General features: G+C 44.0%; 9 protein-coding genes and 3 pseudogenes. 11 read left to right on the top strand and 1 reads right to left on the bottom strand.

The window, feature by feature from the left end:
* Positions 1-57: 57 nt before the first annotated feature.
* The 8 genes and pseudogenes from rimP to JCM15124_RS13505 all read left to right on the top strand — a co-directional run bounded on the left by rimP (position 58) and on the right by JCM15124_RS13505 (position 10,347).
* The gene (gene rimP / locus JCM15124_RS06220) at positions 58-525 is read left to right on the top strand and encodes a ribosome assembly cofactor RimP (protein ID WP_024998735.1); all 468 of its coding nucleotides are present in this window, start codon (positions 58-60) and stop codon (positions 523-525) included.
* A gap of 4 nt (positions 526-529) precedes the next feature.
* A pseudogene (nusA, locus tag JCM15124_RS13520) lies at positions 530-1,790 on the top strand (transcription termination factor NusA).
* 118 nt (positions 1,791-1,908) lie between these two features.
* Complete coding sequence (infB, locus tag JCM15124_RS06210) at positions 1,909-4,788, top strand: translation initiation factor IF-2 (protein ID WP_024998734.1); 2,880 nt, start codon at positions 1,909-1,911, stop codon at positions 4,786-4,788.
* 201 nt (positions 4,789-4,989) lie between these two features.
* Positions 4,990-6,435, top strand: a complete 1,446-nt coding sequence (sufB, locus tag JCM15124_RS06205) for a Fe-S cluster assembly protein SufB (protein ID WP_024998733.1) — start codon at positions 4,990-4,992, stop codon at positions 6,433-6,435.
* A gap of 172 nt (positions 6,436-6,607) precedes the next feature.
* Positions 6,608-6,922 carry a hypothetical protein gene (locus JCM15124_RS13515; RefSeq protein WP_232220099.1) on the top strand — a complete coding sequence of 105 codons (315 nt, stop codon included), beginning with the start codon at positions 6,608-6,610 and terminating at the stop codon, positions 6,920-6,922.
* 71 nt (positions 6,923-6,993) lie between these two features.
* A pseudogene (gene sufC / locus JCM15124_RS13510) lies at positions 6,994-7,745 on the top strand (Fe-S cluster assembly ATPase SufC).
* Between the two features lie 11 nt (positions 7,746-7,756).
* A complete protein-coding gene (gene sufD, locus JCM15124_RS06190; RefSeq protein WP_024998732.1) occupies positions 7,757-9,100 on the top strand; it encodes a Fe-S cluster assembly protein SufD in 1,344 nt (447 codons plus the stop codon).
* 12 nt (positions 9,101-9,112) lie between these two features.
* Positions 9,113-10,347, top strand: a pseudogene (locus tag JCM15124_RS13505) (aminotransferase class V-fold PLP-dependent enzyme).
* A 299-nt stretch (positions 10,348-10,646) separates the two neighbouring features.
* Here JCM15124_RS13505 and JCM15124_RS06180 read toward each other — a convergent pair.
* Complete coding sequence (locus JCM15124_RS06180) at positions 10,647-10,922, bottom strand: hypothetical protein (RefSeq protein ID WP_024998731.1); 276 nt, start codon at positions 10,920-10,922, stop codon at positions 10,647-10,649.
* Positions 10,923-11,023: 101 nt separating this feature from the next.
* Between JCM15124_RS06180 and rnhB the strand changes: the two genes are divergently transcribed.
* From rnhB to JCM15124_RS06165, 3 genes are all read left to right on the top strand, one after another.
* Positions 11,024-11,632 (top strand): ribonuclease HII, encoded by a 609-nt coding sequence (gene rnhB / locus JCM15124_RS06175; RefSeq protein ID WP_024998730.1) that lies wholly within the window; start codon positions 11,024-11,026, stop codon positions 11,630-11,632.
* Between the two features lie 106 nt (positions 11,633-11,738).
* Positions 11,739-12,641, top strand: a complete 903-nt coding sequence (locus JCM15124_RS06170; RefSeq protein ID WP_024998729.1) for a helix-turn-helix transcriptional regulator — start codon at positions 11,739-11,741, stop codon at positions 12,639-12,641.
* A 411-nt stretch (positions 12,642-13,052) separates the two neighbouring features.
* Positions 13,053-16,289, top strand: a complete 3,237-nt coding sequence (locus JCM15124_RS06165) for a SusC/RagA family TonB-linked outer membrane protein (protein WP_024998728.1) — start codon at positions 13,053-13,055, stop codon at positions 16,287-16,289.
* Positions 16,290-16,297 lie beyond the last annotated feature (8 nt).

The raw sequence follows: 16,297 nt of genomic DNA, 5'->3' as shown, positions 1-16,297 counted from the left end.
CCACGATAAAATTCTAAAAGTTCGGTGGTAATAATCAGAACCCACCTAAAACAGTATATGATAGATAAAAACGTTGTTAAAAAACTTGTTGATGAATGGTTGGAAGGCAAAGAATACTTCCTTGTTGATATTCAGATAAGTCCCGATGCCAAAATCGTAGTCGAAATAGACCACGCCGACGGTGTGTGGATTGAAGATTGCGTAGAGCTGAGTAAATTTATTGAAGAACGCCTCTCTCGCGATGAAGAAGACTACGAACTTGAGGTAGGGTCGGCCGGTTTGGGACAGCCATTCAAAGTTCCGCAACAGTACATCAACTTCATTGGAAAGGAAGTGGAGGTATTAGACCAAGACAGACGCAAGATAAGAGGAGTCTTGAAAAGCGTTGAAGGCGAAAAGTTTGTGGTTTCGGTCAATGAAAAAGTACAGGTGGAAGGAAAGAAACGTCCCGTGAAGATGGACGTAGACCACGAGTACGATATGAATGAAGTAAAATATACAAAATATATAATTAGTTTCAAGTAAAACTATGGCAGCAAGAAAAGAAGAAGAACGTCCGAATATGGTCGAAACCTTCAAAGAGTTTAAGGATATGAAGAGTATCGACCGCACAACATTGGTAAGCGTTTTGGAAGAGAGTTTCCGCAACGTCATTGCCAAGATATACGGCTCGGACGAAAACTTTGATGTTATTGTAAATCCGGATAAAGGCGACTTCGAGATATATCGCAACCGTGTTGTTGTTGCAGACGGTGAGGTGCAAGACGAGAATAAGGAAATCAGCTTGACCGATGCGCAGAAGATTGAACCTGACTATGAGGTGGGAGAAGATGTTTCGGAACCCGTAGATTTTGCCAAGTTCGGCCGCCGTGCCATTCTTAACCTTCGTCAGACATTGGCTTCAAAGGTATTGGAATTGGAGCACGACTCATTGTATAATAAATACAAAGACCGTGTTGGACAAATTATTTCCGGCGAAGTTTACCAAGTCTGGAAGCGTGAAGTGTTGCTCGTAGACGAAGACAATAACGAGCTGATTTTGCCTAAAGGCGAACAAATACCACGCGACCAATATCGCAAGGGCGAAACAGTGCGTGCCGTAATTCTGCGTGTAGACAACGAAAACAATAATCCGAAGATTATTCTTTCGCGTACTGCGCCAACATTCTTGGAACGATTGCTTGAAGCTGAAGTTCCTGAAATAGAAGACGGACTTATCAGTATAAAAGGTATTGCCCGTATGCCGGGCGAACGTGCAAAGATAGCAGTGGAAAGTTACGACGACCGTATCGACTGTCGGTGCTTGTGTCGGTGTACGCGGTAGCCGTGTTCACGGCATCGTACGCGAGCTTTGCAATGAGAATATCGACGTTATTAACTGGACGGCAAATACAAAATTGTTTATACAACGTGCCTTGTCGCCGGCTAAGGTGAGTAGCCTTACCATCGACGAAGAGAATAAAAAGGCAGAAGTATTCTTGCAACCGGAAGAAGTTAGTTTGGCTATCGGTCGTAGTGGTATGAATATCAAGTTGGCAAGTATGCTGACAGGCTACACCATCGACGTGTTCCGTGAACTTGACGAGCAAACTGCTGAAGAGGATATTTACTTGGACGAGTTCTCTGACGAAATAGATAAATGGGTTATCGACGCTATTAAGTCTATTGGCCTCGATACTGCCCGTCAAGTATTGAATGCTCCTCGTGAAATGTTGATAGAGAAGGCAGACCTCGAAGAGGAAACTGTTGATAACGTATTGAATATATTAAGAGCAGAATTTGAAAGTTAGGTGTTGGAAGATAGATGCTTCGCTTAGAAGCAATATCACAAGAAGAAGGGTGTAGCATCTATCTTTAAAGTTCGAGAACAAAGACATAACACCACATTCAAAAAGAAAGAAAATATTAATGAGCATCAGATTAAACAAAGCAATTCGAGAACTGAATATAGGACTCCAAACGGCAGTGGAGTTCTTGGAGAAACGACAGGAACTGGGCGAAGTAAAGGGAGACCCTAACTTCAAGCTCAGCGATGACCAATTTAAGGCACTTGAAAAGGAATTTAAAACCGATCAGGCAGTAAAGAACGATGCTGCTAAAATCTTCCAAAAGAAGCAAAAAGATAAAGTGCGCACAAAGAAAACCACCGAGCAAAAGGCGGAAACAATTACTAAGCAAGAACTTCCAAAGCTCAAAACACTTGGGAAAATCGACCTCGAACAGCTGAATAAGCCTGCGGCTAAAGCATCTGTTGCTCCTGAAGAAAAGAAAGAGAACGAGAAAGAAGCGGGCGTTGCCGAAAGCCCAAAGAAAGAAGTAAAGGTGGAAACTGCTCCTTCAAAGGCTGAAAAACCGGTAGAAGCAGAGCCTGCAAAGCAAAAAAAGCCTGAAGAAAAGCAGGCTGCAACCGATATAAAGAAAAGTCCGAAGAAGACCGAGGAGGTTCAAAAGCCCGAGGCACCTAAGGAGGAAACCTCAAAGAAGGAACCTATGGTTGAAACAGAACAAGAAGAAAAGAAGAGCGAAAAAGAAATGGAAGCTGAAGACAATGGCATTTTCCAAACGTCAAACGAGAAGAAAATGCTGAACCAGCCAAAGGTGAATATCTTAGGTAAAATAGACCTTAGTAGTATTAACCAAAGTACGCGCCCAAAGAAAAAAACAAAGGAAGAGCGCAGAAAGGAACGTGAAGACAAGTCTGCACAGAACGGACAAGGAAAGAAAAAACGTGTTCGTATAAATAAGGAACGCGTAGATATAAATGCTGCTGCAAACCAACAACAAGGTGGCAAACGTAGCGGAAAGAAGAATAACAACGAAAAAAATGCCAAGAATGCTGCCGGTGGAAAGAAGAACCGCAATCGCAATCAAAAGCCGTTGGAAGTTGATGATGAAGCAGTAGCACGTCAGGTAAAAGAAACACTTGCACGTCTTACAAGCAAGAGCCAGAATAAGAAGGGTGCTAAGTATCGTAAGGAAAAGCGCGAAGCTGTTCAAGAACGATTGAGTGCCGAGGCTAAGGCAGAACGCAAGGAAAGCAAAACACTGAAACTGACAGAGTTTGTTACCGTTTCAGAGTTGGCTACAATGATGAATTTGCCTGTAACGCAGGTTATTTCAACTTTGATGTCAGTTGGTATAATGGTATCAATCAACCAGCGTCTCGATGCGGAAACCATCAACTTGGTGGCTGACGAGTTTGGTTTTAAGACCGAATACGTGAGTGCAGAAGTTCAAGAAGCTATCAGTGAAGAGGCAGACGAAGAAACCGACCTTGTAAGTCGCGCACCTATCGTAACGGTGATGGGACACGTAGACCATGGTAAAACATCGTTGCTCGACCATATCCGCAACACCAATGTGATTGCCGGTGAGGCAGGTGGCATTACACAGCACATCGGTGCTTACAGCGTAACTCTAAAGAGCGGGCGCAAGGTAACATTCCTCGATACTCCGGGACACGAAGCGTTTACAGCTATGCGTGCTCGTGGTACACAGGTAACCGATATTGCCATCATTATTATAGCTGCCGACGACTCTGTCATGCCTACTACAAAAGAAGCAATTGCACACGCTCAGGCTGCAGGAGTGCCTATGGTATTTGCCATTAACAAGATTGATAAGCCGGGTGCAAACCCTGATAAGATACGTGAAGACTTGTCGCAAATGAACCTTCTTGTAGAAGAGTGGGGCGGTAAGTACCAATGTCAGGAGATTAGTGCAAAGAAGGGTTTGGGCGTTGCCGACTTGCTTGACAAGGTTTTGCTCGAAGCCGACATGCTCGATTTGAAGGCTAATCCTAATCGCAATGCAACAGGTACGGTGATAGAATCTTCATTGGATAAGGGGCGTGGCTATGTAAGTACGGTGCTCGTTTCTAACGGTACATTGAAGGTTGGCGACAATATAATTGCAGGAACGTCGTGGGGACGTATCAAGGCGATGTTCAACGAACGTAACCAACGTGTAGAAAAGGCAGGTCCTTCTGAACCTGTTATTGTTCTTGGATTGAACGGTGCACCGACGGCAGGCGACACATTCCACGTTATGGAGACCGAACAAGAGGCACGCGACATTGCCAACAAGCGTGAGCAGTTGCAGCGCGAACAAGGCTTGCGTACACAAACACGTTTGACATTGTCGGATATATCTCATCGTATTGCCCGTGGCGAGTTCCACGAAATGAACATTATTGTGAAGGGTGATACCGACGGTTCTATCGAAGCACTTGCAGATTCATTCATCAAGCTTTCTACTGAAAAGGTAAATGTGAACGTAATCAGCAAGGCGGTTGGACAGATTTCCGAAAACGACGTGATGCTTGCTGCAGCTTCCGATGCTGTAATTGTTGGCTTCCAAGTGCGCCCTTCTGCCGATGCTCGTAAGTTGGCAGACCGTGATGGCGTGGAAATCAATACCTATTCGGTTATCTACGATGCGATTGACGATGTAACGTCGGCGATGGTCGGAATGCTTGACAAGGTGAAGAAAGAAATCGTTACCGGTCAGGTGGAGGTGCAACAAGTATTCAAAATATCAAAGGTTGGAACTGTTGCGGGTTGTATCGTTACCGAAGGAAAAGTACACAGCAAGGACAAAGGACGTGTTATTCGCGATGGTATCGTAATCCATACAGCACCAATCAGTGCGTTGAAGCGTTATAAAGACGATGTGAAGGAAGTTGTAACAGGATTGGAATGCGGTATTTCGCTTGTTAATTACAATGACCTGCAAACGGGTGATATGATTGAGACATTCACCGAAATAGAGGTAGAACAAAAACTCTAAGATATGTGCCAAACCGCCTCTCATTTTCATCGGAAAAGCGAGGCGGTTTGCATTTTGGTAACAAATGTTACGGAAAAGAATATCGGCACAATCTTTGTCTACATATAATATAATGTATAAAGGTGGCGCAAGAATAATGAAAAGCAGATATTGGAACTTGCTTTCCATTGGTTCGACCGCTTGATAAAAGGTAAAAAGTAAATGTCAGAAAACAATAGCAATGAGTATGTAAGGAAGGTTGCCGAACAGAAATACGAGTTCGGGTTCACCACCGATGTACATACGGATATAATTCCGAAGGGCTTAAACGAAGATGTCGTCAGGCTTATTTCGGAAAAGAAAGGGGAACCTGAATGGCTCCTCGATTTTCGTTTAAAGGCGTTTCGCCATTGGCAGACCATGGAGATGCCAAAGTGGCTGCATCTGAACTTGCCGGAAATAGACTATCAGGCAATTTCCTATTATGCCGACCCATTGGCGAAGAAGCCTAAGAACAAGGAGATTGACCCGGAATTGGAGAAGACTTTCGACAAACTTGGTATTCCACTTGAGGAACGGTTGGCGTTGGGCGGTGTGGCAGTAGATGCCATTATGGACTCGGTGTCGGTGAAAACTACGTTTAAGAAGCAGTTGGCTGAAAAAGGAATTATCTTTTGTTCGATTGGTGAAGCTGTGAAGGAACACCCCGAATTGGTGCGTCAATATATAGGAACGGTTGTCCCCTACAAGGATAATTTTACGGCTGCACTCAACTCGGCAGTATTCAGCGATGGTTCGTTCGTGTACATTCCGAAGGGCGTTCGCTGTCCGATGGAATTAAGTTCGTATTTCCGCATCAATGCAATGAATACGGGGCAGTTTGAACGCACATTGATTATAGCCGACGACAATTCGTATGTGAGTTATCTTGAAGGTTGCACGGCTCCGATGCGCGACGAAAACCAACTTCATGCAGCCATTGTCGAAATCGTAGTGTTGGCAAATGCGGAAGTGAAATATTCAACGGTTCAGAACTGGTATCCGGGCGATGAAAACGGCAAAGGCGGTGTGCTGAACCTCGTAACAAAGCGTGGCGACTTGCGTGGCAAGAACTCTAAACTCTCGTGGACACAGGTAGAAACGGGTTCGGCTATTACGTGGAAATATCCATCTTGCATCTTGCGTGGCGACAACTCGCAGGCGGAGTTCTATTCGGTAGCCGTTACCAACAACTATCAAGAAGCCGATACGGGCACGAAGATGATACATTTGGGCAAGAATACAAAGAGTACCATCATTTCAAAAGGTATTTCGGCAGGCAAGAGTCAGAACTCTTACCGCGGCTTGGTGCGTGTTGCGTCCAATGCCGACAATGCGCGAAACTACAGTTCTTGCGACTCGTTGCTCTTGGGTTCAACCTGCGGAGCGCACACTTTCCCTTATATGGACGTGCATAACGATTCGGCAATCGTCGAACACGAAGCTACGACATCGAAAATCAGCGAAGACCAACTGTTCTATTGCAACCAGCGAGGCATTCCGATGGAAGACGCCATCGGCTTGATAGTCAATGGATATGCGAAAGATGTGTTGAACAAACTTCCTATGGAATTTGCTGTTGAGGCGCAAAAACTTCTCTCAGTTACATTGGAAGGAACGGTGGGATAAAACGAAAGATACCGAGCGAACTCTAAAAAGATACCGAGCGAACTGCAAAAAGATACCGAGCAATCTTCGAAAAGATACCGAGCGATTTAAAGGAGACTCTCGAACAGCTTTTTCAGAATAGAAAAGAAACAATACGAAAGATATAGAATATCCATTGAAAAGAAACTAACAGATGAAAAGAAAAATGCTGACGGCAGGGCTGTTTTTGGCTGTTTCTGTTTTGAATGCTCAAGACTGGCAACCCAAAGAGTGGCAGAAATACGTCATAGAACAGAAAGTAAAAAGCGATACGCTCTGCGCTTCGCAAACTGTTATGACCTACCGCAGAGCCGACGATGTAAAGATTGCACCGCAGGCTTTTCGCTGTGGTCCGTTCTATGTTCCCGACCCTCCAAGTCTGTTTGCAGAGCAGGAAAAAGCTCTTGAAAGAGCACGTTGGAAGATAGAGACTATACTTTCGGACAAGCGATGGGAGAAGTCTTCTTAGAATTCGTAGGAAATATCTTTGTAGGAGCATTAGATAATTTATTATTCAAGAAACGATAATACAAAAACAATATGTTAGAAGTAAGAAATCTGCACGCTACTATTGCAGATAAAGAAATATTAAAAGGCATCGACCTTACCGTAAAAGATGGCGAAATACATGCCATCATGGGACCGAATGGTTCCGGAAAATCAACCCTCAGCGCAGTGCTCACGGGCAATCCGTTGTACACCGTAACCGATGGTTCGGCTATATTCAATGGTAAAGACCTCTTGGAAATGGGCGCAGACGAACGTGCCAACGAAGGCATCTTCCTTTCGTTCCAGTATCCGGTGGAAATTCCGGGCGTGAGTATGACCAATTTCATGAAGACCGCCGTGAATGCAAAGCGCAAGTATCAAGGCTTGGAACCTTTGAAAGCTGCCGACTTCATGAAGCTGATGCGCGAGAAACGCGACCTCGTGGGCTTAGACTCAAACTCTCGCATCGTTCCGTAAACGAAGGCTTTTCGGGTGGTGAAAAGAAACGCAACGAAATTTTCCAGATGGCAATGTTGCAGCCGAAGCTCAGCATCTTGGACGAAACCGACTCCGGACTCGACGTAGATGCTATGCGCATCGTTGCCGACGGTGTGAACAAAATGCACACTTCGGAAACTTCAACCATCGTTATCACCCACTACGACCGACTTTTGGATATGATAAAACCAAACGTGGTACACATTCTTTACAACGGACGCATCGTAAAGACAGGCGGACCCGAACTTGCCGGCGAAATAGAAAAGCGTGGCTACGACTGGATAAAGGCGGAAGCAGACAAATAGAAAGGCTGAACATGCAAAGCGAAAAACAATATATAGACTTATATAACGAGGCGCAAGGAATGATAAAGCAACATTCCTGCGACGTCTTGAACAAGGTGCGCGACAAGGCTTTCGAAGATTTCAAGGTACAGGGCTTTCCCACGAAAAAGGTGGAACGCTACAAATATACGGATATTCCAAAGCTGTTTGCACCCGATTATGGATTGAATTTGCAGCGATTGAAAATGCCCATCAATCCTTATGAAGAGTTTAAGTGCGACGTTCCAAACCTCAGCACTTCGCTCTATTTCGTTGTGAACGACCGGTTCTACAACGACCAAATGCCCAACGCGCAGCTCAACGATGGCATTGTTGTCGATAGCTTCTCGAACGCCATTAAGACACATGACGAAATCATAACCAACCATTATGCCAAGCTCGCCGATACAGCTAAAGACGCCTTGACGGCTTTCAACACAATGCTGGCACAGGACGGCTTGTTCGTTTATGTGCCGAAAGGCGTAAAAGCCGACCGCACCATACAGGTTATTAACATTCTTCGTTCCGATGTAGACCTTATGCTCAATCGTCGCATACTCATCGTGCTCGAAGAAGGAGCGGAGCTTTCAATGCTCTTTTGCGACGACTCTGCCGACGACCGCAACTTCCTTGCTACGCAGGTAATCGAGGCATACGTTGGCGACAATGCAAAGTTGGAACTGAACTGTTTGGAGGAAACCCATTTGAAGAATGTGCGCATTTCGAATGTTTACATTGACCAGAAAAGCAACAGCCGTGTGTCGCACAACATTATCACACTTCATAATGGCGTAACCCGCAACAAGCTCGATTTGACTTTCAGCGGCGAAGGCAGCGAATGTTTCCTGAACGGTTGCGTGGTTGCCGACAAGCATCAGCACGTTGATAACAATACTGTCATCAACCACGCGGTGGGCAATTGCACGAGCAATCAACTCTACAAGTATGTGCTCGACGACCATGCCGTGGGTGCTTTCGCAGGTCTTATCTATGTGGCAAAAGACGCACAGAAGACCCTTTCGCACGAAGTGAACCAGAACCTGTGTGCTGCTTCCACTGCCCACATGTACACCCAGCCTATGCTTGAAATCTATGCAGACGATGTTCAGTGCAATCATGGCTCAACGGTTGGGCAGCTGAACGATGCCGCACTCTTCTATATGCAGCAGCGTGGCATCGACAAACGCGAGGCAAAACTCCTCCTTGAGTTTGCTTTCGTGAACGAAGTAATCGATAAAATGGAACTTGTTCCGCTCCGCGACCGACTCCATCACTTGGTGGAAAAACGCTTCCGGGGCGAACTTGACAAGTGTGGCGGGTGCAAGCTGTGCCAATGAAAAGTAAAGATGATGTACGATATATATAAGGTGCGTGCCGATTTTCCAATCCTTTCACGCACGGTTTACGGAAAACCGTTGGTTTATCTCGACAATGCGGCAACAACGCAGAAACCTCTTTGCGTGTTGGACGCTATGCGCGACGAGTATCTCAACGTAAATGCAAATGTGCATCGCGGCATTCATTGGCTTTCTCAGCAAGCTACCGACCTGCACGAAGCTGCGCGCGAAACGGTGCGGAAGTTTATCAATGCCCGTTCCACTGCCGAGATTGTGTTCACACGTGGCACCACCGAGAGCCTTAACCTTGTGGCTTCTTCCTTCTGCGAAGGTTTTATGCAGGAAGGCGACGAGATAATTGTTTCCAACGTAGAACATCATTCCAATATCGTGCCTTGCAAATTCTTGCCCGGCGTCGTGGCATTGTTCTGAAAGTAATCCCTATCGACGACGAAGGTATGTTCGACATGGAGGCTTTCCAACACCTTATTACCGAGAAGACAAAACTCGTCAGTGTAGCCCACGTCAGCAACGTAATGGGTACGATTAATCCTGTTCGTGAAATCGTTCGCATCGCTCACGCACACGATATTCCCATAATGCTCGACGGCGCACAGAGCGTTCCTCACTTTACGGTCGATGTGCAGGAGTTGGATTGCGAGTTCTTTGCTTTCAGCGGGCACAAGGTTTATGGTCCTACGGGCATTGGTGTGCTTTACGGAAAGAAAGAATGGTTAGACAAGTTGCCGCCTTATCAGGGTGGTGGCGAAATGATAGAGCGTGTAAGTTTCAGCGGTACAACCTTCGAACGTCCCCCTCTGAAGTTCGAAGCGGGTACGCCCGACTATGTAGCCACCCACGGTTTGGCAACTGCGCTTGACTATATTGCCGGACTTGGAATGGAGAACATACATCAGCACGAGCAAATGCTTACTGCCTATGCCATAGAGCAGATGCGCAGTATTCCCGATATTCGCTTCTTCGGTGTGCCCAACGACACTACTGCTGCGGTAGCTAATCACGACGCTGCCATAAGTTTCCTTGTTGGCGATATACACCCGATGGATTTGGGAACGCTCCTCGACCAACTCGGAATTGCAGTGCGCACAGGTCATCATTGCGCCCAACCGCTTATGGAACGTTTTAATATTGCAGGAACAGTTCGTGCTTCGTTTGCACTCTACAATACAAAAGAAGAGATAGACACTCTTGTTGCAGGCATTAAGCGAGTGGTCAAAATGTTTTAGCAAATAGCTCTTGAACATTTATATTTTAAGGATTGTTGTTTGTTTAAACTGCCCTTATTTTGTAAAGGATATTCCCTTAAAAAATGATAACTGCGCTTTGACGTTGCAAAAGCGTAGGTTTTGCGATGTAAAACCTACGCTTTTACCGTGCAAAACCTACGGTTTTGGAACGCAAAACAATAGGTTTTGTAATGCGTTGATAAATAATAAGTTACACGATAGCTATGCTTGTGAAAAATATTTACGTTTTTCTTGTCTGCTTTTTTCTTAATCGTAAAGGTGTGCAGGCGTAGTTTCGTTCATTTCTTTAACCCCAATACGCACACCAATAGCCACGCCACGAACCCTGCTTTTAGTAGAAAGCTATTGGTTGTAGCGAATACCGATAGAAACAAAGCTATCTGTGCCTGCGTCAGTAGCGAAGCCTGACGGCTGCTGACTTCCTCTTCCAGCATTGCACTGTAATATTTCCGCAACCACTTTGTAGGGGTTGTTGCCCATGCTTTGAGGTTACGAACCATTTCCAAACTTTCGCTGTTGCTGTTGGCAGTTGCCATACTTATTTCTCTTTTCATACTTATTTCTTTTTGTTTTTTCTTTTTCTGCCGGCAAAAATACACTACCTTTGTGCAGTAGATGTTCAATCAGATAAAAAGTTTAGTTATATAAAGTTAATATGTTGAAGAGTGCTTACTATATAAATAAGGTGGAAGCAGGTTGCGACGAGGCAGGACGTGGTTGTTTGGCAGGCAGTGTCTTTGCTGCGGCTGTTATACTTCCGCCCGATTACGAGAACGAAATGCTGAACGATTCTAAACAGCTTTCAGAAAGAAAACGCTACTTGCTGCGTTCTATGATAGAGAAAGATGCCCTTGCTTGGGCGGTTGGAGTGGTTACGGCAGAGGAGATTGACGAGATAAACATTCTCAATGCCAGTATTCTTGCCATGCACCGGGCGTTAGATGCGCTCAGCATTCGCCCCGAAGCTATTATCGTAGACGGCAACCGCTTTAAGCCTTACCACGACGTGCCGCACACAACCATCGTGAAAGGCGATGGCAAATATCTTTCCATTGCTGCGGCTTCAATCCTCGCAAAAACCTATCGCGACGATTATATGAAGGCGATTGCCGAAGAGTTTCCGCAATACAACTGGATGTCGAACAAAGGTTATCCCACCAAGAAACACCGTGCAGCCATTAAAGCGTATGGCGTTTCGCCCCACCATCGTAAATCCTTCACCCTGCTTCCGCCCGAAGAACTGAGTATCGATTTTAAAGATTAATCATTCGGTTGCTTTCTTAGTTCTTTTCGTCTGAAAACACTTTGCCTTGTCCGCTCAATGCGATGAAGCGGAAAGAAATTATAAAACATTCATTCAAAATTTGCCTATGCGCTATTCCAAACTTCAAAACGAACTTCAGCTTATTCTGCTGCTTGCCGATTCGGTAGGCTATTCTGCCGTTGAATTGAGCAAGAAGATGAACATCTCGCGTCGGCAAATATACTATCTGCTCGACTTTATAAAGTCGGCAGGGTTTATCCTTTTCAAGCAAGGCGACAAGTATCATATCGACCGTCGTTCACCTTTCTTCACCACTTTGTCGCAAACCCTTCAGTTCACCGATGCCGAAGTGCGTACTATATATAATGTATTGCTTATGACAGGCAACAGCAGCGATATGGTAAATCAGCTGCGTGCAAAGCTCGACCGTGCCTACAACTTTTCGCATAGCGTAAGCACGGCAAAGCAACAGACATATATTAATAATGTGAAAATCATTACGCATGCCATCGAAAACAAAAAGATGCTTCGCCTTGTAGGTTATTCCAGTCCGCATAGCCATTCTGTTTCCGACCGTATTGTCGAACCTTTCTTCCTGATGAACAATAACCAAGATGTGCGTTGCCACGAGATTAAGTCGAAAATGAACAAGACTTTCCGTCTTAATCGTATGCAACGTATCGAAGAAATAGACGCTCCGTGGATATACGAGCATTGTCATCGGCAAGTCTTTACCGACATTTTTATGTTCAGTGGCGAAGAACATCATAACGTAAAACTTCGTCTTGGGCAACTCGCCCATAATATTTTCTTGGAAGAATATCCGCATGGGGCAAAGTATCTCTCCGTTATTGATGGGAAACACTGGCTGCTTGACATCGAAGTTTGCGACTTCCGAGGACTGGGTCGCTTTGTTCTCGGTCTGTATTCCGATATTGACATTCTCGAAAACGATGCTTTTAAGGAATACATACGGCAGACACTTGCGTCCTATTTGGAAAAAGAATGAGATATTCGCTCTGTATGCCTACATTATAATAAGAGTATCTGTCAGCACCTTTGAAACGCATATTGCATTATTTGTTATATTTACATCTTTTTCCATTCCGTCTTATCATAATTACGTTTTTGCGCTTGTATCCATAGACAAACGATGCTTTAATACCTTGCATACTAACATTACAAAGAGATTTTAGCCGCCTTTCATTAAGGTTTAATCCTTTTATCGTTAATAAAAGTAAAAAAAGAGGTCGTTTCATTAATTTTATTTGTTTCGTTAAGTACGAAATATTATCTTTGCAATTACGTTAAAAGATGAAAACACTTTCGTTTTTAACTAAGCTATGAGAAAATGGGACGAGTTCCCAAGCAAAAATGAATCAATAACTGTTAATAATTAAATTTTAAAGTGAGAGATTTTATGAAAAAAAGACTAACAATGTTTCTCGCCTGCCTTTTCCTAAGTTTAGGAATGGCTATGGCACAGACACATGTTACAGGTGTTGTTATCTCGGCAGAGGACAATCAACCTGTAATTGGAGCTTTAGTTAAGGTACTCGGTACTACTGATGGTGCTCAGACTGACCTTGACGGTAAGTTCGAGTTGAGGGTACCTGCCAGTGCTATGCTTGAATTTTCATATGTAGGTATGACTCCTAAGAGAGTGAAGGCTGCTCCAAACATGCGTGTTGTTCTCGAATCAGACAGCAAGACCATGGACGAAGTTGTGGTAGTAGCTTATGGTACACAGAAGAAATCTGCATTTACAGGTTCGGCTGCTGTTGTGAAATCTGGCGATATTACAAAAGTACAAGTAACAAGTGCTGTTGATGCTTTGAAGAATAAAGTATCAGGTGTGCAGATGACACAAAGCTCTGGTGATCCGGGGTCTTCATCAGGTATCCTTATTCGTGGTATCGGTTCTATCAATGCTGGTGGTGCTCCTTTGTATGTTGTAGATGGTTCTCCATTCGATGGTGATATCAAATCTATCAACCCACAGGATATTGAAAGCATGACAGTCCTCAAAGATGCTGCTTCTGCTGCGCTTTATGGTGCCCGTGGTGCTAATGGTGTAATTATTATTACAACAAAGGCAGGTCGCGCTGACCGTGGTACTATTACCGTTGATGCTAAGTGGGGTTCAAAGTCTCGTGCAATTCCTGATTATGATTATATCAATGACCCTGCTGCTTACTATGAATTGTATTATAAGGGTCTTTACAACTATGCAACAGATGCAAAAGACGGTATGGGTATGACACCTGAAAAAGCATACATTTGGGCAAATAAGAAACTTACAGGTTCTGATAGCTATGGCTTGGGTTACAATGTTTACACATATCCAACTGGCGAAAGACTCATAGGTACTGATGGTAAATTGAATCCTAATGCAACTCTTGGTCGTATGGTAACTGGTAAGGACGGACAGCAATATTGGCTCCAACCGGACAATTGGATCGATGCAATTTACAGTAACGCTCTTCGTCAAGAGTATTCTGCAACAGCAGTAGGAAATACGGATAAATCTACTTTCTATGGCTCTATCAACTATTTGCAGGACGATGGTATTACAGTAGCTTCTGACTACCGCCGTTTCACCGGTCGTTTGAAGGCTGATTACCAAATCAACGATTGGTTGCGTATTGGTGGTAACATGAACTATTCTCACTATTCAACACATGCTGCAAATGGTGGTAATGGTACTTCTAGCGATTCAGGAAATATGTTTACTTTTACCCGTATTGCCCCTATTTATCCTTTGTATCTTCGTGATGCAAACAAGAATATTATGCGCCATGAAGCATCAGGGCTTGATGCTTATGATTATGGTGATAACAAGAGTGGTCTTGGATTGTTACGTCCTTTTATGTCAGGATCAAACGCCTTGTCTGACAACCGCGTAAACCTTGACTTTGCTGATGGAAATACTTTCAATGGTGTGGCTACTGCTGATGTTCGTTTCTTGAAAGATTTAACTTTCAGAAGTGTTAATAGCGTTTATTTGAAAGAGGAACGTTCTAAAGGTACAGTTAATCCTTGGTTTGGACTTTATTCTACCGAAAATGGCTCTGTTACGATAGGTCATAGTCGTACATGGTCATACAACTATCAACAAGTTTTGAATTGGAAACCTGTATTTGGTTCCCACGACTTCGATTTTATGATTGGTCATGAGTACTATCGCTTGACTTCTACATCTTTGAGTGGTACTAAGAGTAATATGTTCGATTTAGACTATGCTGAACTTTCTGGTGCTGTTGTAACAAAAAGCACAAACTCTGCCAGCAGCCTATACAATACTGAAGGTTGGTTTGGTCGTATAAATTACAGCTATGGCAATAAGTATTTCGGAGAAGTATCTTATCGTCGTGATGCCTCTTCTATGTTCCACCCAAATCACCGTTGGGGTAATTTCTGGTCGTTAGGTGGTGCATGGCTTATCTCTAAAGAATCTTGGTTCAACGCTCCTTGGGTAGACGAGTTGAAGTTCAAGGCTTCTTATGGTGCACAAGGTAATGACAACATTGGTCAGTTCCTTTACACAAATACATATTCTATCGTTTCGTCTGACAATGCTGTGGCTACAGTTAAGAGATCTCGTGGTAATGAAAAGATTTCTTGGGAAAAGCAAGGAATGTTTAACGTTGGTTTCGACTTCTCATTCTTCCGTCAACGCTTGACAGGTAGCATCGTTTACTTCGATCGCTCTACAAAAGATATGCTTGCATTCTTCTCATTGCCACTTACTTTTGGATGGACAGGTTACTACGATAACATTGGTGATATGAGCAACCGTGGTCTTGAAGTTGAGTTGTTCGGTGATATTATCCGCACACGCGACTTTAAATGGGGGGCACACTTGAACTTGACAACTTATAAGAATAAGATTACTCGTATTGCTGATGCAAATAAGACAATGTGGGTTGATGGTGTTCAAGGTTACAACAGTGGTAATTTCTTCTATGGTGAAGGTAAACCAATGTACACATTCCGTTTGAAGAAATATGCCGGTGTAGACCCTGAAACTGGTAAGGCACTTTATTGGCAAGATAAGTACAAGAAGAACGCTGCTGGCGAATATGAATTAGATAAGAATGGTCAGCCAATCGTGGAAGAGAGAGTTAAGGTTGATAATGCAGAAAATGCTACTTACCATCTCTGTGGCACATCTTTGCCTGACGTATATGGTGGCTTCGGTACAAACTTTACTTGGAAGGGCTTCGATTTTTCTATTGACTTCGGATACCAACTTGGTGGTCAAGTATACGATAGCAACTACGCTGCATCAATGAACCATAACCGTGGTAGTGCTATGCACACTGACTTGTTGAAAGCATGGTCTCCTGAAAACAAGGGTTCTAATATCCCACGTGTACAAAGTCAAGACCAATATACAACATCAACTTCTGACCGCTGGCTGACATCCGCTTCTTACCTCAGTCTACAAAATATCAACCTTGGATATACTTTACCAGCAAAGTTAACACGTAAATATGGTGTTGCTAAGGTTCGTATTTATGCTGTAGGTGACAACTTGTGGCTATGGTCTAAGCGCAAAGGTCTTGACCCACGTCAGTCTATTAATGGTGGAGTTTCAAACGTACTCTACTCTAATGTTAGAACAATTTCTGGTGGTATTACAGTAACATTCTAAAATATACG

Source organism: Prevotella falsenii DSM 22864 = JCM 15124 (assembly GCF_000613945.1).
In the GTDB taxonomy this organism is placed as follows: Bacteria; Bacteroidota; Bacteroidia; order Bacteroidales; family Bacteroidaceae; genus Prevotella; species Prevotella falsenii.
Note: the sequence above shows the minus strand (reverse complement) of the source record. Positions and strands in the feature narration are given on the sequence as shown.

What these genes read in the sequence shown, in the direction of transcription:
- JCM15124_RS06165 (WP_024998728.1), top strand. Translation starts at nt 13,053, where the DNA reads ATGAAAAAAAGACTAACAATGTTTCTCGCCTGCCTTTTCCTAAGTTTA.
- rimP (WP_024998735.1), top strand. Translation starts at nt 58, where the DNA reads ATGATAGATAAAAACGTTGTTAAAAAACTTGTTGATGAATGGTTGGAA.
- JCM15124_RS13515 (WP_232220099.1), top strand. Translation starts at nt 6,608, where the DNA reads ATGAAAAGAAAAATGCTGACGGCAGGGCTGTTTTTGGCTGTTTCTGTT.
- infB (WP_024998734.1), top strand. Translation starts at nt 1,909, where the DNA reads ATGAGCATCAGATTAAACAAAGCAATTCGAGAACTGAATATAGGACTC.
- JCM15124_RS06180 (WP_024998731.1), bottom strand. Translation starts at nt 10,922, where the DNA reads ATGAAAAGAGAAATAAGTATGGCAACTGCCAACAGCAACAGCGAAAGT.
- JCM15124_RS06170 (WP_024998729.1), top strand. Translation starts at nt 11,739, where the DNA reads ATGCGCTATTCCAAACTTCAAAACGAACTTCAGCTTATTCTGCTGCTT.
- sufD (WP_024998732.1), top strand. Translation starts at nt 7,757, where the DNA reads ATGCAAAGCGAAAAACAATATATAGACTTATATAACGAGGCGCAAGGA.
- rnhB (WP_024998730.1), top strand. Translation starts at nt 11,024, where the DNA reads ATGTTGAAGAGTGCTTACTATATAAATAAGGTGGAAGCAGGTTGCGAC.
- sufB (WP_024998733.1), top strand. Translation starts at nt 4,990, where the DNA reads ATGTCAGAAAACAATAGCAATGAGTATGTAAGGAAGGTTGCCGAACAG.